Origin of the sequence: Actinoplanes hulinensis (genome assembly GCF_019429605.1) — a bacterium.
Lineage (GTDB): Bacteria > Actinomycetota > Actinomycetes > Mycobacteriales > Micromonosporaceae > Actinoplanes > Actinoplanes campanulatus.
This window is the reverse complement of record NZ_JAHXZI010000013.1, coordinates 1-18,693: the sequence shown is the minus strand read 5'-3', so window position 1 is coordinate 18,693 and position 18,693 is coordinate 1. Positions and strand designations below refer to the sequence as shown.

The following is an 18,693-nucleotide window of genomic DNA, read 5'->3' as shown; positions in this document are numbered from 1 at the left end:
TCAGGCGTGTTCCAACCGGGCCGTCACGTACCCGGCGAGGTCGCCGACACGCAACGTGATGATCTCCGGGAGCGTCCGGGTGGACAGGAATCCGGCCACGTCGATGCCGGGGCCGTAGCGTTCGGTGAGCAGGGTGCCGAGCACCACCAGGTCGATGCTCTCGAAGGCGAGGTCGGCGTCGAACGACGTGTCCGGGGTGATCGGCACGGCGCCGAGGTCGTACCCGTCGAGGACCTCGCGGATCAGGTCACCGATCTCGGCGAGAACGGTTTCGGTGGTCACGGCAGCACCTCTCGGTCGGTGGTCCAGGCGACGACGTGCCGTCGGCCTTCGTGATGCAGATCGGTCAGGCGTACGCGCAGATCGCCCGCCGTGGTCGCGACGGTGGCCTCCGTGTCGCTCGCGGCGATGACGCGCAGCGTGTGCGGGTTGCCGCCGAGGCCGGTGCCGAGCGCCTTGCCGGCGGCCTCCTTGGCGGCGAAGAAGCGGGTGAACCAGACGGCCCGGTCGCCGCCGAGCAGCTCCCGTTCGGCCGGGGTGAGCGCCGCGGCCACGGTGGCGTCGTCGCGGTCGGCGACCTCGAGGACGTCGATGCCGACCGGTCCGGACGGGCGGGCCAGGGCGACGCCGATCGATCCGTGGTGGGCGATGGACACGGCCAGTGGCGGCAGCCGGCGCCCGTGCCGTCCGGTGATCCACGGCCGTCCGGCCTCGTCGTTGCCGGTGTCGAGTTCGATCGGGAAGACCTCGGGGTCGGTGAGCATGGTGCGGACCGCGTCCTTGAGGGCGATCCGGCCGAGCAGCCAGGCGTCCCGGCCGCGGGCCGGGCGCCGCTGGTAGAGGGCCCATTCGGCGGGGGTGAGATAGGTGCGGGCGATCAGGTCGCGGCTGGCCTGGTCGGCCCAGTGGGTGGTGGCCCAGTGCCAGCCGGCCTCGTGGCGGCGGGCCAGCCGGGCGGTGCCGGGCGACCGGTCCACGGCCCGGACCGCGTCGTCGCTGGTGAACCGGTGCAGCCGCCAGCCGTGCATCTCGGCCCACACCGTGCCGTCGTGGACGAGCTGGAGGTCGGCGGTGACCGTGCCGCCGGTGACGGCGGCGATCCGGACGTGGCAGGTGAGCGTCTCGCCGGGGGCCGGGTCGGGGCCGTACAGGCGCAGCGTGGTGAGGGCGACCGGGAAGGCCCGGTTGTCGCCGTCCAGTTCCTCCGTCATCCAGTAGCCGACGAGCTGGGCGGCGCTGTCCAGCAGGGCGCCGCCGGCGGCCGGGGTGGTGAGGGTGCCGCGCACGTGCCGGGCGCCGATCCCGTCGATGCCGGTCACGCCCTGGTAGGCGGGGCCGTGGAACATCCAGCGGCCGGCGTACATCTGGGCCGCGGTCAGGCGTGGCGCGCGGCCCGGTTCGGCGGGTTGCGGCCACACCGGCGGGGCGGGCGGGTAGGCGCCGCTGAACGCGACGGTGGCGCGGGCGTACCCCTGTGCCGTGACCCGGCGGCGGTCGGGCGTGTCGGTGTCGACCGCGAAGGTGACGGTGACCGGCGGCGCGACAGCGAGCCAGCGGTCGAACCCGGCGTCGTGGACGCCGGTCACCACGCCGCTCGCGGTGGGCCGGGCCGCGTCGCACAGGTGCCGGATCAGGTCGGTGGCGGGGACCACCGGGAAGCCGTCGCCGGGTTCCGGCCAGCCGGGCGGCAGCTGCACGAACGTGTGGTCGCGCAGGTAGGGCAGCCGGTCCAGGGACAGCTGGCGGCGCGTCGTGGTGGTGGCGGCGGGGGTGGCGCGCCGCCGGACGGCGGCGACGACGTCGGCCGCGGCCCGGGCGGTCTCGGCGGCGATGGCGGCGGCCCGGTGGTCACCGGATCCGGCGGGTACGGCGACACGGCCGAGAAGCGCGGCGGCGTCCTCGCCGAGCGACACCACGGGGTTGCCCAGCGGCAGCCGGACCGTCGCCCCGGAGGACGACCGCGGGTTCCCCGGCGCGAGCAGGTCCCCGCCGGGCTCGGCGCCCTCGGCCCACAGCGCGGCGAGCACCCTGGTGAGCTGCCCGATCCCGGTCCGCCGGGGGGTGGTGGCGGCGATCGCCAGGTGGTCGTGGCCGCGCAGGACGTCGTGCACCAGTGAGGCGAGGCCGCCCGGTCCGACCTGGACGAAGGCGCGGACCCCGGCGGCGTGCAACTGTTCGACGAGCGGCCGGAACCGGACCGGTTCGAGCAGGTGGCGGACGAACAGCTCGCGGATCGCGCCGGGCTCGTCCGGGTACGGCGCCACCGTCGTCGCCGACCACAGGGGCATCCGCCACGGCCTCGCGTCGAGCAGTTCGGCGGCCGCGGTGAGCCGGTGAACGTACGGCCGCAGGCGGGATGTGTGGAAGCCGGACCGAAACGGCAGCACCTGCCCGGTGATCCCGTTCCCGGCCAGGGCGAGCAGCAGTTTGCCGACCTCGCCGGCCGGGCCGCAGACCACGCACTGGTGGGGCGCGTTGTCGTGCGAGACGGTGACACCGGTCCCGGCCAGGAACGGCTCCACGGCGCCGGTGCCGGCGCCGATCGCGGCGAACACCACGTCGGGCACCTGCCGGACGGCGTCGGCGAACTCCTCCAGCACGGGTTCCAGTTCGCCGTCGTGGTAGCCGGCCGCCACCGCCATGGCGGTCCACTCCCCCAGTGAGTGCCCGGCCAGCACGTCCGGGCGTACCCCCTGGTCGCGCAGCGCGGCGTCGAGCAGCCGGCTGGCCCGGTAGACCGACACGCCGTGCGCGTGCAGGCCGCCCGTGCCGGGCAGTGGCAGGTCCCGGCCCATCCGGGCGGCGACGTCGGCGACCCGCGGCTCGAACTCGCCCTCCAGGCCCGGGTAGAGGAACGCGATCCGGCCCTGCCCGCCGGCCAGCAGCGGCCGTGGGCTGAACCAGATGTCCTGGCGTCCCCGCCACGGTTGCCCGGCCGCGACCACCCGGCGTGCGGTGGCCAGGGTGCGGGCGGTGGGCGCGACGATCGCGAGCCGCATCCGGCCGGTCCCGGACGGTACGGACGGCGGCCGGTCCAGCAGCGCGACCAGCTCGTCGGTGGTGTCGGCGGCCAGCCGCAGCACCGGCACCGGTTCCCGGACCCGCGGCGGGCGGCCGACGGCCGGGGCCGCTTCCAGGACGGCGTGGGCGTTGACGCCACCGAACCCGAACGCGTTGACGGCGGCCCGCCGGGTGTGGCCGAACCAGGCCCGGGCCACCGGGATCGGCCGGAACCGGGTGGCGGCCAGCCCGGGGTGCGGGTCGTCGCAGGCGGGCATCGGCGGCAGCACGCCGTGGTGGACGGCGAGGGCGGCCTTGACGAATCCGGCGATCCCGGCGGCCGGCATGGTGTGGCCGATCAGCGCCTTCACCGAACCGAGAACGGCCGGGCCGCCGGGCCCGAACACGTCGTGCAGGGTGGCCAGCTCGCAGGCGTCGCCGGCCGCCGTGGCGGTGCCGTGCGCCTCGATCAGGCCGACCGCGTCCGGGCCGGTGGGGTCGAGTCCCGCGGTGGACCACGCCTGGCGCAGCGCGGCGGCCTGACCGGCGGAGACCGGGTTCATCAGGCTGGCCGCGCCGGCGTCGCCGGAGACCCCGGTGCCGCGGACCACGGCGTAGACCCGGTCGCCGTCGCGGCGCGCGTCGGCCAGCCGTTTGAGCACCACGATGCCGCTGCCCTCGCCGATGACCAGGCCGTCGGCGGCGCCGGTGAAGGGCCGGCTGCGGCCGGTCGGGCTGACCGCGCCGAGCCCGGCGAAGACGCTCCACAGGGTGGCGTCGTGGGCGTGGTGGACGCCGCCGGCGAGCACCACGTCGCAGCGGTCGCGGGCGAGTTCGGCGACGGCCTGGTCGACGGCGAGCAGCGACGAGGCGCAGGCGCCGTCGACGGTGTACGCGGGGCCGCCGAACCCGTGCCGGTGGGCGATCCGGGCGGCCGCGAGGTTGGGCACCAGGCCGATCTCGGCGCCCGGCGACACCGGGCCGAGCCGGTCGGCGAACGCGTCCCGGATCCGGGCCGCGGTGTCCGGGTCCAGGTCGGGCAGCAGCTCGGTGAGCGTGTGGGCGAGCTGGTGGGCGCCGCGTACCCGCTGGTCGAACCGGGACAGGGCGGGGGTGAGGTAGCCGCCGCGGCCGAGGATCACACCGATCCGGCCGGGGTCGCACGTGCCGGGTTCGAAGCCGGCGTCGGCGAGCGCCGCGTTCGCCACGTGCAGGGCGATCAACTGATCGGGTTCGGTCAGCGGCAGCGCGGCCGGCATCACCCCGAGGGCGGCCGGGTCGACGGTGGCCAGGTCACCGAGGAAGCCGCCGCGACGGCCGGCGGGCAGCCCGTACCCGGGTGGGGCCTCGGTGACGCTGTCGGTGCCGGTGACGATGTTGCGCCAGTAGGTGTCCAGGTCGGGGGCGCCGGGGAACAGCACCGCCATGCCGACGACGGCGACCGGTTCCACGGTCACCAGCCCGGGGCCGCGTAGACGACGCTGGTCAGCGCCGGGTCGCCGTGGGTCAGCTCGTCCAGCAGGGCGGCGGCGCCGGCGGCCGGGTCGATCAGCTGGACGCCCTGTGCGGCGTACCGGCCGGCCAGCTCGGCGGTCACCATGCCACCGTGCCGGCGGTCCGGCGCCCACGGCCCCCAGTGGACGGTGAGGCAGCGCCGTCCGGTGCGGGCCGCCCAGCGGCGGCCGCAGTCGTCGAGGGCGTCGTTGGCGGCCGCGTAGTCGCACTGGCCCCGGCTGCCGCGGACCGCCGCGACGCTGCCGAACAGGGTCACGAACCCGGGCGCGTCCGGCAGGTGGTCGAGGGCGTCCAGGACGTTGCGGGCGCCGTCGACCTTGGTGCCGAAGACGCGCCGGAACGAGTCGGTGGTCTTGTCGGCCAGCAGCCGGTCCTCGATCACCCCGGCCGCGAACACCACCCCGTCGAGCCGCCGGTACGCGGCGTGCACCGATTTCACGAGCGCGTGCACCGCGTCGGCGTCGGTCACGTCGAGGGTGTGGTACTCGACGGTCCGGCTCACGGCGCGCAGCTCGGCGACGGTGGCGGCCACCTCCCGCCGGGCCAGCACGGCCCGAGCCCGCTGGTCGACGCCGGCCGGGTCGCGGACGGCCAGGACACGCCGCAGCGCGTTCAGGTCGGTGGCGGCGGCCAGTTCGGCGTCCTCGGGCTCGCTGTCCGGCGCGGTCCGCCCGGCCAGCACGATCCGGCAGCCGGTACGGGCCGCGAACTCGCCCGCCACGGTCGCGGTGATCCCGCGCCCGCCGCCGACCAGCAACACCACGGAGTCCCGGTTCAGTTCGGTGGTGGCCCGTCCGGCGGGCCGGGGCGGTGGCACGGGCCGTACCGACGGCGCCGACCGGTTCGCGTCGTGCCGGACGACCGGCTCACCGTCGCGGTCACCGAGTTCGGCGGTCAGCAGCGCGGCGACGGTCGCCGGGTCCGCCCCGGACGGCACGCTGACCAGCCGGGTCAGGACGCCGGGCCGTTCCTGCCGCATCGACCGGATGAAGCCCGGCAGCCCGTCGGCGCGGGGGTCGCCGTCGACCGCGGCGACCAGCACCCCGCGGCCGGTCCCGGCGGCCTCCCGCAGCTTCTCGAACAGCACCGGCAGCCACGGCTGCTCGTCGTCGCCGTCGCCCAGCGCCTCGGCCAGGACGAGGTCGTCGCCGTCGGCCACGACCGCAACGCCCCGCTCGCGCAGCGCCCGGGCCAGCTCGTCCGGCCCGTCGACGGTGACCGTGCGCCCGGCCGGCACGGCGTCCGCGCCCGGCGGGGCCGGCGCCCACTCACGGAGGAACCGTTGTGGCGCGGCGGCCGCCGGCCCGCCGTCGAGCAGCGCCGCCATCTCCCCCGCGGTCCGGGCACGGCCCAGCCGCTCCAGGACGGGCCCGGCGCCGCCGGTCAGCTCGCCGACGATCTCGGTGCGTTTGATCGAGTCGATGGAGAGGTCGGCTTCCAGGTCGACGTCCGGGCCGATCAGGTCGACCGGGTAGCCGGTACGGGCGCTGATCACCGCCCGTACCCGGTCGAGGGTGTCCACCGGCTCGGCCGGGGCCGGGACGGCGGCCGCGACCGCCGGTGCCGCCGTGGGCTCCGGGGCGCGGTCCGGCTCGATCGCGGCCGGCGGTGGCGTACCCAGGTAGGCGAGCATGACGTCGCGCTGGGTGGCCACGAACTCCCGGGTGGTGCGCAGGTAGTCCTCGATGAGCCGGTCGGCGTCGCCGGCCGGGGCGGCGGCCGGCAGCGGGCGGGCGGCGGCGATCCCGCCGGTCAGGTAGGCGCCGTCGGCGGTCCGGACCGCGTGCCCGTCGACGGTCCAGCGCGGCGGTGCCGCCGGGACGGTGTCGGTGAGGTCGGCGGCGTCCCGGCCCCGGTAGAGCGGGTCGAGGTGCACCGGCACCCCGGCCAGGGCGAGTTCGGCGACCGCGGACAGGGCGCCGGCCAGGCCCCCGCCGGCCTGCTCGAAGTTCACCACCCGGTGCGGGCGGTCGGCCAGGATGGCGCCGACCAGGTTGCTGAGGATGGTTCCGGGGCCGCATTCGGCGAAGACGCGGGCGCCGGCGGCGTACATCGCCTCGATCTGTTCGGCGAAGCGGACCGGGGAGCCGATCTGGTCACCCAGTTCGACGGCGATCAGGGCGGGCCGGTCCGGGTAGGGCCGGGCGGTGCGGTTGGCGTAGACCGGGATCCGGGGCGCCCGGGGCGACAGTCCGGCGACCGCCGCGGTGAACCCGGGCCCGGCCGCGGTCACGAGCGGGCTGTGGAAGGCGCAGGCCACGTCCAGGGCGGTGACGGTGTGGCCGAGCGCCCGCAGCCGGGCGCCGGCCTGTTCGACGGCGCCGGGAACGCCCGCGATGACCGTCTGGTCGGGACCGTTGTGGTTGGCCAGCACCACCCCGTCGACGGCGGCGATCTCGTCGGCGATCTCGTCGGGCGGGCCGGTGACCGCGGCCATCGTGCCGGGCTGGGATCCGGCGGCCGCGAGGATCTCCTCGGCCCGCCGCAGGCTCAGCGCGGACAGGGCGGTGTCCGGCAGCGCGCCGGCGGCGGTGAGGGCGACGAGCTCGCCGTAGCTGTGGCCGGCGGCCATGTCGGCGGTGATGCCGAGCATCGTGAGGAAGCGGTGGGCGGCCAGGCCGGTGAGCCCGAGGGCGGGCTGGGCGTTGCGGGTGTCGCGCAGCCGCTTGCGCTGGCGGTGGGCGCTGTCCGGGTCGAAGGCCGCGCCGGGGTAGAGGGCCCGCACCCAGTCACCGCCGCGCTCGGCCGGTTCCCGCAGCTCGGGGAAGGTGACCAGCAGCGACGCGAACATGTCGACGCGCTGGCTGCCCTGGCCCGGGAAGAGCAGTGCGAGTTTCGGGCGCTCGGCCGCCCGTACCCCGTCGTGGTCGAGGTCTTCCAGGCGGGACCGCAGGTCGTCGATCGAGGTGGCGAGCACCGAGAGGGTGGGCGCCGCCGCGGTGCGCGACAGCCGCGCGGCCGCGGTCCGGGCAAGATCCCGCAGCCGGGCCTGTGGATGGGTGTCGAGCAGTCCGCGCAGCCAGACGGCGTCGGCCCGGCCGGCGAACAGGAACAGCTCCACCGGCCACTGGTCGAGGCCGTGCCGTGGTTCCGGCCCGCGGTGGCCGGTCAGTACGGCGTGGAAGTTGGTGCCGCCGAACCCGAACCCGCTGACCGCGCCCACCCGTCGTTCCAGGGTGTCCGGCCAGGGTCGCGCCACCCGGTCGAAGGCGAACGGGCTCTCCTCCGACCAGTCGTCGTGCGGGCGGGTGAGGTGCGTGGTGGGCGGGCGGATGCCGGTGTGGATGGCCAGTGCCGTCTTGATCAGACCGGCCATGCCGGCCGCGCACTTGGTGTGGCCGATCTGCGACTTCACCGAGCCGAGCGCCGCCGTGCCGGGAGCCGCGCCGGCCTCGGTGTACACGCCGGTGAGGGTGGCCAGTTCGGTGCGGTCGCCGACCACCGTGCCGGTGCCGTGCGCCTCGACGAGCCCCACCTCGGCCGGTGACACCCCGGCCTGCCGGTAGGCGCGCAGCAGCGCCGCCCGCTGGCCCTCCGGGCGGGGCGCGGTCAGCCCGCGGGCCCGGCCGTCGCTGGCGCTGCCGACACCGCTGATCACCGCGTACACCCGGTCGCCGTCGCGTTCGGCGTCGGCCAGCCGTTTGAGCACCAGGCAGCCGACGCCCTCGCCGAGCGCGATGCCGTCGGCCGCCGCGTCGAACGGGCGGGACCGGCCGGTCGGCGACAGCGCCCCGGCGGCCGCGAAGTGCCGGTAGTCGAGCAGGCTGTTGTGGGTGTCGGCGCCGCCGCACAGCACCAGGTCGGCGCTGCCGGTGACCAGTTCGCGGCAGGCGGCGTCGAGGGCGGCCAGCGAGGAGGCGCAGGCGGCGTCCACGATGTAGTTGGCGCCGCCGAGGTCCATCCGGTTGGCGATCCGGCCGGTGATCACGTTGGCGAGCACGCCGGGGAAGGTGTCCTCGGTGAAGGCGGGCAGCTGCGCGTCCAGGGTCTCGGGCACCCGGTCCAGGTAGGCGGGCAGCACAGCCCGCAGGGTGAGCGCGTGCGCCAGTTCGCCGCCGGACTCGGCGCCGAAGACCACCGCGGTACGGGACCGGTCGAACACCCGCCCGCTGCCGGCGGCGTCCGGGAACGGCTGGTATCCGGCGTCGGCGAGGGCCCGGCCGGCCGCCTCCAGGGCGAGCAGCTGCACCGGCTCGATCGCGGCCAGCGACGCCGGCGGGATGCCCCAGGCGACCGGGTCGATCGGCACCCGGGGCAGGAATCCGCCCCACCGCGACGGCACGTCGTGCCGTTCCGGGTCCCACCGGTCGGCCGGCACCTCGGTGATCGCGTCGGTGCCGGCGACCACCCGGGACCAGAAGGCGGCGGTGTCCCCGGCTCCGGGGAAGATGCCGGCCAGGCCGACGATCGCCACGTCCAGCGGTGCGGCGGCGCGCTCCGGTTCCGGCCGCGCCCCGGCGTCGGCCGGCGGCACGGCCAGCCACGCGGCGGCGCCGGCCGTCACCTCGGCGTGCAGCTCGGCCACGGTGGTGACGGCGTCGCGCAGCACCGCCACCTGACCGGCCATGAACAGGCCACCGTCGCGCTGCACCCGCTCGTCGACCGGTTCCAGGTCCCCGCCGGTACGCCGCAGGCCCTTGCTGGCCAGTCGCAGCCGGCCCAGGTTGAGGCGTTCCAGCGCGTCCCAGATCTCCCGGTCCGGTGTTCCGGCGGCACGCAGCCGGTCCCGGGCCGCGGTGAACTCGGCGGCGTACGGGCTGTCCACGCAGCGGGTCAGGTGGCCGGGCGCGGTCTCCAGGACGGTGGTGGCCCGGGCCCGCAGGATCTCCTGCTGGAACACCGGCCCGATCGCGCCCGAGCCGACCGCCTCCGCGGTGAACAGGTACGCCGTGCCCATGAGCAGGCCCACTCCGGCGCCGCGGGCGGTCAGCGGCGCCGCGGCGGCGGTCGCCATGGCCGCCGAGCGGGCGTCGTGCACGCCACCGGCGAACAGCACGTCGAGGTGGTCGCCGGGGTGCTCGTCCAGCCAGTCGAGCAGGACCGGGATCTGCGCCTGCCAGAGCGCGAAACTGCTGGCCGGGCCGATGTGCCCGCCGCACTCGGCGCCCTCGAAGACGAACCGGCGGGCCCCGGCGCCGAGGAACTGCCGCAGCAGGCCGGGCGACGGCACGTGCAGGAACGCGGCGACACCGGCCGACTCCAGCCGGTCCGCCTGGTCGGGGCGGCCACCGGCGATGATCACGGCGGCCGGGCGGGCCTCGAGGATGGCGTCGAGCTGGGCGGCGCGGGTCTCCTCCGGGGCGAAGCCGAGGATACCGGCCGCCCACGGCCGCCCGGCCACCGCCCGCGCCGTCGCCCGCAGCAGGGAATGGCTGGTCTTGCCGTCGGCGAGCGACAGCGCGACACAGGGCAGCCCGCCGCCGGCGGCGACGGCGGCCGCCAGCTCGGGACGGTCGCTGACCCGGGTCATCGGTCCCTGGACCACCGGGAGGGTGGTGCCGAGCCGCCGGGCGAGCGGGGCGCCCGGGCCGAGGGCGGGCGCGGTGCGCCCGGATTCGACGGCCGCCCGGATCGCCCGGATCACGCCGGGCACGTCGCGGTGGCGGCGGGCGAGGTCGGCGGCCAGGTACGCGTCCAGGCCGGCGCCCGAGGTGGGCCGGGTCAGCGCGGCGGCCATCGCCGGCGGCGGGCACGCTTCCGGCAGCAGCGCCAGAGCCGTGTCGAGGACGACGCCGGCCGCTCCCCCGGCGACCGCGGCCGCCGCGGTGTGCGGGCCGATGCCGCCCCACGCCCACACCGGCACGCCCAGTTCGGCGAGCAGTTGCTGGAGCAGGACGAAGACGGACAGTCCGGCGTCCGGGTCGCGGGTCTCGACGCCCCGGGCGAGCAGGCCGTCGGCGCCGTCGGTGATCGCGGCGCGGGCCTGGACGAGGCCGGTCACCTCGGCCAGCACAGTCCGGCCGCCCCAGGCCGCGGCGCTGATCCCGGCCGGCACGACCACGGTGTCCACCTGCTCCGGCAGGTCCGCCGCCGTCAGGGTGGCGTTCACCCGTACCCCGAACCGGCCCGGCACCCATCGCGCCGCCCGGCGCAGTTCGGCGGCCGCCGGGCCGTCGTGTCCGCTGAGATCCAGCACGCCCTGCACCCCGGCCCGGCAGCAGGCGGCCAGCAGCCGCCCGTCCGGGAGCCCGAAGGGGGTGACGGCCATGATCGTTGCAGTGTTCACTTCGGTGCAGTCCCCCCGGCTCACCCGGTGATGCCGCCCACGACCACCGATACTGCACTCAACGATCTTAACTTTGTCCAGTTATGCCCCGATTTGACCCGGTTACCTATTTCAGGTAGCCCCGGACCACCGGCGCGGCCTAGGTTCGATGCACGCAACGACGTACGTCGAAGGGGAAGCGCCGGATGTCGAAACAGGTCACGTTCACCGCCGACGGGATCACCCTGGCCGGAAACCTGTCGGTCGCCGCGGACGGAGCGCCGGCCGTGGTGCTCACCGGGCCGTTCACCGGGGTCAAGGAGCAGGTCGTGGGCACCTATGCGGCACTGCTGCGGGCACGGGGGTTCACCACGCTGGCGTTCGACCACCGCGGGTTCGGGGAGAGCGGCGGCCGCCGGGCGCATGAGGACAGCCAGGGCAAACTGTCCGATCTGCGGGCGGCCGTGAGCCTGCTCGGCGAGCACACCGACCGGGTGGCGGTGGTCGGGGTGTGCCTCGGCGGCGGTTACGCGGTGCGGGCCGCCGCCACCGATCCGCGCATCCGGGCGGTGGTGGGGATCGCCGGGGCGTACAACAGCCCGGCCCGGTTCAGCGACGGGAATCCGGAGGGCTACCGCGCGGCGATCCGGTCCTTCATCGACCGGTACGACGAGGAGCTGCCCGCCGTCGCCCCGAACGGTGGGACGGCGGCGATGGGCGGCGACGAGCCGTACGCCTACTACGGCACCGCCCGGGGCGCCGCCGAACGCTGGGACAACCGGGTCACCTACGGCTCGCTGCATTCGCTGATGACCCTGGACGCCCTCGGCGCCGCCCCGCTACTGGGGGCGACCCCGCTGCTGATCGTGCACGGCCGCATCGACGCCTACTGCTCCCCGGAGCTGGCCGAGGCGGCGTACGACGCGGCACCCGGCCCGAAGGAGCTGGTCTGGCTGGACGCGGAGGAGCACATCGATCTGTACGACGTGGAGCCGCACGTCACCCGGGCGGCCGAGTCGGCGGCGTCGTTCCTGCACCGGCATCTTTCTTCCCCGGCATCGACGTCCACGTCGGCGTAGGCGACTCCGCCCGCGGCGGGCACCCCCAGTCGGCCTCGGCCACGTAGTCGTCGGTGATCGGGGAGCCGCACGCGTGCACCCCGGACCGCTTCTCCGTCCAGGCCGTGAAGGTGCCCTCGGAGTAGTCACCGCAGGAGAGCGTGAAGTCGGCGGTCACCAGCTTGAGTGCGTCGTAGGTGATGTACGCCGGCACGTCAGGGTCGTACTTCAAGCCCTTGCCGGCGTCCTTGGCCGTGTCGGCGGGCCGGTCGATCCGCACCGGTACGCCGAGGTGCTCGCCGAGCGAGGCGGCGAGCACCGGGTCCCATGTCGCATGGTCCATCCGGATCCATTGCAGGCCGATGACGGGCAACCCCGGATAGACCGGGCCCTGATCGGGAGCCTGGACGCCGGCCTCCGGGTACTCGACCACCAGGTGCTGGTAGGTGTACACCAGATCCACCCGATGGTCCACGTTCGACCAGGTGATCGTGGTCGTCTCCGGGACGCAGTCGGCCGGCAGCGACTGAATGCACCCGCAACTGCTGATGCCGCTGCAGCCGGACGTCGCGAGCAGCACCAGCAGGGCCACCAGCGCCGCGCACGGCCGCCATCGATGAATCGCCATGCAGCACATCATGATGTAGAGCGGCCACCGCCGGGGGGACGACGGTGGCCGCTCGGGGGGCCGGGCTCGGCTCTCGGCTCAGCCGAAGATCGAGGCCGCCCACTCAGGGTGGTCGATGAATGGGTTCCGGTTGTGCTGGTAGCTCGCGTAGATGACCTGGTTGCGGGTGCGCTCGGCCGCCGTCGGCGGGTCCTGCGTGTGCCACGCCAGCAGGGTGGAGCGCTTTCCGAGGTACGGGTTGGAGCCGTTCGCGGTCGAGTTGTTGAGCTCCAGGTTCGCCCAGGAGTCGCCGCCCTCGTAGCGCACCGCCATGTAGAACACCATCCGGGCCACGTCGCCCTTGATCGCGGCGCGGGGTTCCCACGAGTCGGCGTCGGTGTAGTTGCCGGTGGCGCCGGAGACCGCGCTGCCGCCGGTGTCGAAGTCCTTGTTGCCGCGCAGCGCGTTGATCGTGACGTCCTCGGGCCGCAGGTGGTGCAGGTCGGTGCCGGGGCCGTTGGCGGTGCCGAAGTCACCGTGCGACTGCGGCCACACGTGCTCCCGGTTCCAGTTGCCGGTCGCCCCGCCGTTGAGCGTCTTGGACCGGCTGATCCCGGAGTACAGCAGGATCACGTTCGCCGAGTTCGCCGGGTCCTGGTCGGTGACCTTCAGGGCGTTCCACACCGCGTCGTACGAGATCGTGGTGACCCCGGTCGAGACGATCGTGTGCAGCGCCGACTTGAGGCTGGACCCGGATTTGCCGAGCGCCGCCGCGTAGTAGGTGTCGGTGGTGCTGGAGGCCGTGGGGCCGGCCGTGGCGGTCGGGCTGGTCGTGGCCGTGCCGCCGAACGTCATGGCGGTCGGCGACTTGAGCCCGGCGTGCGAGAAGTAGGCGGTCAGCGTGCCGGTGACCGTCAGCGCCCGGCCGACGTTCGACGGGTTGCCGGCCAGCCCGAACGCCGAGCGGTACGAGCTGGTGATCTGGACGTACAGCATCCGGCTCGTGCTGGTCTCGGCCGCGCTGTCGGCGATGGCCAGCGCCGTGTCGCCGATGAAGGAACTGAACCGGACGGTGTCGGTGGCGGTGGGTTCGCCGACGATGTAGCCGACGACGGTCCCGGTGCCGCTCTGGCTGCTGATCGCCTGGGCGACCGTCAGCGGCGCGGCGGCTGCCGCCGACGGTGCCCGGAGCACCGTGACGGAGGCGACCAGCAGTCCTGTGAGGACCGGTATCAGCAGCGCCACGAGGCGACGATGGACTGTGGGAGCGGGCATGGGGGGAGCTCCGTTCACCAGGCTGTATAGACAGCTTTAATTGTGAACGAACGGGCGCCCGGCGGACCCATACCACTTCGGTCATCCCTCGCGGGCCTACCCGAACACCCAGGTGAGAATCAGAGCGACGGTCACCCACACGAAACCGGCGATCAGGCCGGGGCGGCGCAGCGGGCGGCCCGCGGCGGTACCGGCCAGGCCCGCCAGCAGGCCCAGGAGCACGGCCCATCCGGGGACCGGGCGAACCCAGTCCGGCCCGTCGATCGGGCAGACCATCTGGCCGGTGTCGCCGACGCAGGCGTTCGACATCATGGGGGCGCCCTCGGACAGCGTGAAGCCGGCGAAGATCAGCAGGCCGAGAAAGGCCAGTACGGAGACCGCCACGGTCGCGGGGGTGCCGTAGCGCTCTCGGGTGAACCAGCCGGGCTGTGCCGGTGCGGTCTGTGTCGTCACAGCCCGGGATCCAACCACACATGATCAAGGCCGTCAGCCGAGCGTGCCTCCGCCTGAGGCGGTTTCAGATCCAGCCCTGCTGCCAGGCGTGGTGGGCGGCCGCGTGGCGGGTGTCGGCACCGAGCTTGGCCATCGCGACGGAGAGGTAGTTGCGGACCGTGCCGGGAGCCAGGTGCACGGTGGCGGCCACCTCGGCGATCGGCGCGCCACCGCGGACCACCGCCAGGATCTCCAGCTCACGGTCGGTGAGGGGGCACTCGTCCTCGGTGAGGGCGCTAGCCGCGATCTCCGGGTCCACGTAGCGGCGACCGGAATGCACCGTCCGGATGATCTCGGCGAGGCGAGCGGCCGGCGTGGTCTTCGGGACGAACCCGGCGACCCCGGCGGCCAGGGCGCGGCGCAGCACGGCCGGACGGGCGTGGCGGGTCACCAGGACCACCGGGATGCCGAGTCTCGACCGGATCTCGGCCGCCGCCCGCAAACCGTCACCGGGCGGCATCTCCAGGTCCAGGACCGCCAGGTCGGGGCGTTCACGCAGGGCCACCCGGACGGCGGTCACGCTGTCGGCGGCCTCACCCACCACGGTCAGGTCCGGCTCCAGGGCGAGCAGAGCGGCGAGAGCGCCCCGGATCAGGCCCTCGTCGTCGGCGAGAAGCAGCCGGATCACCGGGCCGCCGCCACCGGCAGGGCCGCCGTCACGGTGAACTCGCCGTCCGTACGCCGGAATCGCAGGCTGCCACCGGCGGCCGTGAGCCGGTCGCGGAGCCCGGCCAGGCCGCCCGCCGGGCCGTCCGGGCCCTCGAACGGGTTGTCGTTGACGAAACGCAGCGCCCCGTCGCCGGTCAGCGTGATCTCGCAGCGGGCCGCCGTGCTGTGCCGCAGCACGTTGGTGGTGCACTCGCGCACGACCAGGCCGAACAGGTTCTCCACGGCCGGCGCCAGGACCGGCGGATCCGGCGGCAGCGAGATCGACGACCGGATCCCGGCCGCGCCGAGGACCCGGGCCGCGTTGGCGATCTCGGTGTCCAGGGACACCGACCGGTAGCCGCGGACCAGCTCCCGGGTGTCGCCCAGCGCCTGCCGGGCCAGTTCCTGCACCTCGCGCATCTGTTCGGCCGCACGGGCCGGGTCGGTGGCGGCGAGCCGTTCGGCCAGTTCGCTCTTCAGCGCGATGACCTGGAGGTTGTGGCCCTGGATGTCGTGCAGTTCGGCGGCGAACCGGCGCCGCTCGCCGGTGACCGCGGTGGTCCGCTCGGTTTGGCGGGCCCGGTCGAGGCCTTCCGCGACGGTGCAGATCCAGATCTGGGCGTAGACCGAGGCCGTGCACAGGGCCGTGATCGCGGTGTCGGAGAGGGCGCCGCCGAGGTCGTGCCGGCCGCCGGCCAGCGAGGCGGCGAACGCCAGCGCCAGACCGGCCGGCCACAGCGCCCGGGGGACGCCGGCGAGCACGACGGCCAACGGCAGCACCCACGGGAACCCGCCCGCGCCGTCGATCCGTGAGTACAGCAGGAGGCCCGCCGCGGCCGGCACGGCGGCGATCGTCAGGGCGGCCGGCGGCGGTGGCGTGCCGAGGACCGGCACGGCCAGAAGCCGGCCAGCGACCAGGCACACCGGCACCACCACGGCGAACACGGCGACTCGTGCCGTGGCGCCCGGCGGCTGGGCGACGACGATCAGCACGACGCCGGCCAGGCAGACGAGCAGGGTGTACCAGGTGAAGCGGCGCAGCGATGTCACGCCACCATGATGCGGTTCGATCCGGCCCGGACGCGAAAGTCGATGACATCTGTCATCCGGGCTCGTGTGCGCCTGACACTACGAACCCGGCGGGCCGGCGCTGATAGTCGACGACATGAATGCTGTTTCGTGCCGGGGCCTGCGGTTCGCGTACGGCCCCCGCGGTGTTGATCTCGAAGTCGCCGCCGGGGAGATGGTCGCGCTAGTGGGCGTGAACGGCGCCGGGAAGACCACCACCATGGAGCTGCTGATCGGGCACCGGCGGCCGGCCGATGGCAGGATCCGGGTGCTGGGCCGGGATCCGTACGCCGAACGCCGCCGCCTCGCCTCCGAGGTCGGCGTGGTGCCGCAGGACAGCGGCCTGGCCCCGGACCTCACGGTGGCCCAGACGCTGCGGCTGTGGCTGCGCCTGCACCGCCGCCCGGTCGGCGGGGAACTGCTCGGCGCGGTGGACCTGGAGCACCGGGCCGGGATGCGGGTACGGCAGCTGTCCGGCGGTGAACGGCGGCGCCTGGATCTGGCCGTCGCCCTGTGCGGACGGCCGCGGCTGCTGCTGCTCGACGAGCCGACCTCCGGGCTCGACCCGGACTCCCGGGCCCGGACCTGGAAGCTGCTGCGGGAACACCGCGACGCGGGCACCTCGATCCTGGTCAGCACCCACTACCCGGAGGAGGCGGAGGGGCTCGCCGACCGGATCGTGGTGATGGACGGCGGGATGCTGCGATGAGGGCCTGGCTGCTGATCGCCGGCGCCGAGTTCACCATGCTGCGCCGCAGCGCGTTCACACTGTCGATGGGCGCGGTGCTGCCACTGGCGCTCGGCGGGCTGATCCTGTGGGCGGAGGCGGACACCGGGCGGGCCGGTTCCGGAACGTCCGCCGGGTTGCTGCTGGTCACGCTGGTCACGCTCACCGCGTACGTCTCCGGCACCACCACCCTGGCGTCCCGCCGCCAGCAGAACGTGCTGCGCCGGTTGCGTGGCAGCGGCGCCTCCGACGCGGCGATCCTGACCGCCGTCCTGACCCCGCCCGCGGCGCTGACCCTGGCTCAGGCGCTGCTGCTGTCCGCCGCCCTCGACCTGCGCGGGGTCCGGCCCGGCCCGCTGCTGCCCGCCGTACTGGCCGGAATCGTGACGGCCTGCGCGCTCGCCGCCCTGACCGCGGCCTTCACCTCGGCGCCCGAACTGGCGCAGCTGACGACCACGCCGATCGCGCTGGCGTTCCTCGGTGGCGCGTTCTGGGTGGCCCGCACCCCGCCGGCCGAGGTCGGCTGGGCGATGCTGCTGCTGCCCGGAGCCGCGATCACCCAGCTGACCCGGATCGCCTGGCGGGTTCCCGGCGCGGACGGGTCACCGGTGGCGGTGGCGCTGCTGCTCGTCACGGCGGTGGCGGCGGTCGCGGCGGCCACCCGGGCCTTCGTCTGGGATCCGCGCCGCTGAGCCCGGTGGGTCCCGGCCGGAACGTGACCTCCGGCCCTGACCGGACCGGCGGCGCCCGGCGCAGAGTGCACCGGAGCCGGTCATCAATCCCGAGGAGCTTCTCATGCGGTCGAGCACGGCGACCGGTGTCCGGATCCCCCGGCAGGACAGCACCGACCGCCCCTTCATCGTGATCTGGGAGGCCACCCAGGCCTGTCCGCTGGCCTGCCGGCACTGCCGCGCCGAGGCCCGGCCGCAACGCGACACCGGGGAACTGTCCACCGCCGAGGCCGTCGGCCTGATGCGCCAGGTGGCCGCCTTCGGCCGCCCGTCCCCGCTGTTCGTCATCACCGGCGGCGACCCGTTCCAGCGCCCGGACCTGAACACCCTGGTCGGTGCGGGCACCGCCCTGGGCCTGGCGGTGTCGGTGTCGCCGTCCGGAACCCCGACCCTGACCCGCGACGCCCTGGCCGCTCTCCACGATTCGGGCGCCCGGGCGATCTCGCTCAGCGTCGACGCGGCCGAACCCACCGGCCACGACGGGTTCCGGGGCGTGCCCGGCGTCTTCACGGCGACGCTGCGCGCCTGGGAGGACGCCCGGGAACTCGGGCTCAAGGTGCAGATCAACACCACGGTCACCGCGGACACGGTGACCGATCTGCCGGGCGTCGCCGCCCTGGTACGCGACCGCGGCGCCCTGCTCTGGAGCGTATTCTTCCTGGTCCAGACGGGCCGCGGATCCGCCCTGCGGGCCCTGGGCGCGGACGACACCGAGGACGTCCTGCACGCTCTGTACGACATCGGCGAGACCGTTCCGGTCAAGACCACCGAGGCCCACCACTTCCGCCGGGTCTGCATCCAGCGTGGCGGCGGGCAGGGCCCGGACGGTCGTGGCGCCCTCTACCGGCGCCTCCACCGCGACCTGGCCGCCCTCGGCCTGCTCGACGGCGGCCGCCGGTCCCGCCGCCCACCGCTGCGGGTGAGCGCCGCCAACGGTTTCGTCTTCGTCTCGCACCGCGGCGACGTGTTCCCGAGCGGCTTCCTGCCGATGGCCGCCGGCAACGTCCGCGATCAGCCGCTGACCGACATCTACCGCACCTCGTCGCTGTTCACGGCCCTGCGCGACCCGGACCGGCTGGGCGGCCGGTGCGGGGTGTGCGAGTTCCGCACGGTCTGCGGCGGCTCGCGGGCCCGGGCGTACGCGATGACCGGTGACGTCTTCGCCGAGGAACCCACGTGTTCGTACCGGCCGGGATCCTGGCATGATGGGGACTCTTCGATGACCACTGTGGACTAGAGGCAACGCCGTTCAGTTAGGCCAGCGTCGGGTTCGTCAAGGTCCGTTGGTGATGATGTTGATGGCGATGGTGGCTTGGTAGGTGCGCCGGTCGATGTTCGGGCCGCGGGCCTGGTATTTGGAGTTCGAT

General features: G+C 74.9%; 12 protein-coding genes. 4 read left to right on the top strand and 8 right to left on the bottom strand.

All coding sequences use genetic code 11. The features are described from left to right. Genes KZ829_RS24150 through KZ829_RS24140 form a run of 3 tightly spaced genes read right to left on the bottom strand, consistent with a single transcriptional unit; the run spans nucleotide 1 to nucleotide 10,723 of the window. Nucleotides 1-282 (bottom strand): acyl carrier protein, encoded by a 282-nt coding sequence (locus KZ829_RS24150; RefSeq protein ID WP_203834162.1) that lies wholly within the window; start codon nucleotides 280-282, stop codon nucleotides 1-3. Then, nucleotides 279-4,451 carry a beta-ketoacyl synthase N-terminal-like domain-containing protein gene (locus KZ829_RS24145; protein WP_220146200.1) on the bottom strand — a complete coding sequence of 1,391 codons (4,173 nt, stop codon included), beginning with the start codon at nucleotides 4,449-4,451 and terminating at the stop codon, nucleotides 279-281. Before KZ829_RS24145 ends, KZ829_RS24150 begins: the two co-directional genes overlap by 4 nt. 2 nt (nucleotides 4,452-4,453) lie before the next feature. After that, nucleotides 4,454-10,723 (bottom strand): type I polyketide synthase, encoded by a 6,270-nt coding sequence (locus KZ829_RS24140; RefSeq protein ID WP_220146199.1) that lies wholly within the window; start codon nucleotides 10,721-10,723, stop codon nucleotides 4,454-4,456. Between the two features lie 203 nt (nucleotides 10,724-10,926). On the opposite strand from KZ829_RS24140, the gene KZ829_RS24135 reads away from it, so the two are divergent. Next, nucleotides 10,927-11,799 (top strand): alpha/beta hydrolase, encoded by an 873-nt coding sequence (locus KZ829_RS24135; protein ID WP_220146198.1) that lies wholly within the window; start codon nucleotides 10,927-10,929, stop codon nucleotides 11,797-11,799. Here KZ829_RS24135 and KZ829_RS24130 read toward each other — a convergent pair. From KZ829_RS24130 to KZ829_RS24110, 5 genes are all read right to left on the bottom strand, one after another. Further along, nucleotides 11,720-12,406 (bottom strand): hypothetical protein, encoded by a 687-nt coding sequence (locus KZ829_RS24130; RefSeq protein WP_220146197.1) that lies wholly within the window; start codon nucleotides 12,404-12,406, stop codon nucleotides 11,720-11,722. The genes KZ829_RS24135 and KZ829_RS24130 overlap by 80 nt on opposite strands. A 78-nt stretch (nucleotides 12,407-12,484) precedes the next feature. Continuing rightward, entirely contained in the window at nucleotides 12,485-13,630 is a 1,146-nt protein-coding gene (locus tag KZ829_RS24125; protein WP_308285637.1) for an endonuclease, read from the bottom strand. 126 nt (nucleotides 13,631-13,756) lie between these two features. Next, complete coding sequence (locus KZ829_RS24120) at nucleotides 13,757-14,113, bottom strand: hypothetical protein (RefSeq protein ID WP_220146195.1); 357 nt, start codon at nucleotides 14,111-14,113, stop codon at nucleotides 13,757-13,759. A gap of 64 nt (nucleotides 14,114-14,177) precedes the next feature. Further along, on the bottom strand, nucleotides 14,178-14,780 hold the full coding sequence (locus KZ829_RS24115) for a response regulator transcription factor (RefSeq protein WP_220146194.1): 603 nt from the start codon (nucleotides 14,778-14,780) through the stop codon (nucleotides 14,178-14,180). Next, nucleotides 14,777-15,850, bottom strand: coding sequence for a sensor histidine kinase (locus tag KZ829_RS24110; protein ID WP_220146193.1), 1,074 nt, complete (start codon nucleotides 15,848-15,850; stop codon nucleotides 14,777-14,779). Before KZ829_RS24110 ends, KZ829_RS24115 begins: the two co-directional genes overlap by 4 nt. Nucleotides 15,851-15,965: 115 nt before the next feature. Here KZ829_RS24110 and KZ829_RS24105 point away from each other — a divergent pair, with 115 nt between their 5' ends. The 3 genes from KZ829_RS24105 to KZ829_RS24095 all read left to right on the top strand — a co-directional run bounded on the left by KZ829_RS24105 (nucleotide 15,966) and on the right by KZ829_RS24095 (nucleotide 18,563). Next, nucleotides 15,966-16,577, top strand: coding sequence for an ABC transporter ATP-binding protein (locus tag KZ829_RS24105; RefSeq protein ID WP_220146192.1), 612 nt, complete (start codon nucleotides 15,966-15,968; stop codon nucleotides 16,575-16,577). Next, a complete protein-coding gene (locus KZ829_RS24100) occupies nucleotides 16,574-17,287 on the top strand; it encodes an ABC transporter permease (protein ID WP_220146191.1) in 714 nt (237 codons plus the stop codon). Before KZ829_RS24105 ends, KZ829_RS24100 begins: the two co-directional genes overlap by 4 nt. Nucleotides 17,288-17,390: 103 nt before the next feature. Next, nucleotides 17,391-18,563 carry a TIGR04053 family radical SAM/SPASM domain-containing protein gene (locus KZ829_RS24095; RefSeq protein WP_220146190.1) on the top strand — a complete coding sequence of 391 codons (1,173 nt, stop codon included), beginning with the start codon at nucleotides 17,391-17,393 and terminating at the stop codon, nucleotides 18,561-18,563. Nucleotides 18,564-18,693 lie beyond the last annotated feature (130 nt).

Excerpts from the sequence above, each read along its gene's own strand:
- KZ829_RS24105 (WP_220146192.1), top strand. The coding sequence starts at position 15,966 with ATGAATGCTGTTTCGTGCCGGGGCCTGCGGTTCGCGTACGGCCCCCGC.
- KZ829_RS24140 (WP_220146199.1), bottom strand. The coding sequence starts at position 10,723 with ATGGCCGTCACCCCCTTCGGGCTCCCGGACGGGCGGCTGCTGGCCGCC.
- KZ829_RS24130 (WP_220146197.1), bottom strand. The coding sequence starts at position 12,406 with ATGGCGATTCATCGATGGCGGCCGTGCGCGGCGCTGGTGGCCCTGCTG.
- KZ829_RS24095 (WP_220146190.1), top strand. The coding sequence starts at position 17,391 with ATGCGGTCGAGCACGGCGACCGGTGTCCGGATCCCCCGGCAGGACAGC.
- KZ829_RS24135 (WP_220146198.1), top strand. The coding sequence starts at position 10,927 with ATGTCGAAACAGGTCACGTTCACCGCCGACGGGATCACCCTGGCCGGA.
- KZ829_RS24100 (WP_220146191.1), top strand. The coding sequence starts at position 16,574 with ATGAGGGCCTGGCTGCTGATCGCCGGCGCCGAGTTCACCATGCTGCGC.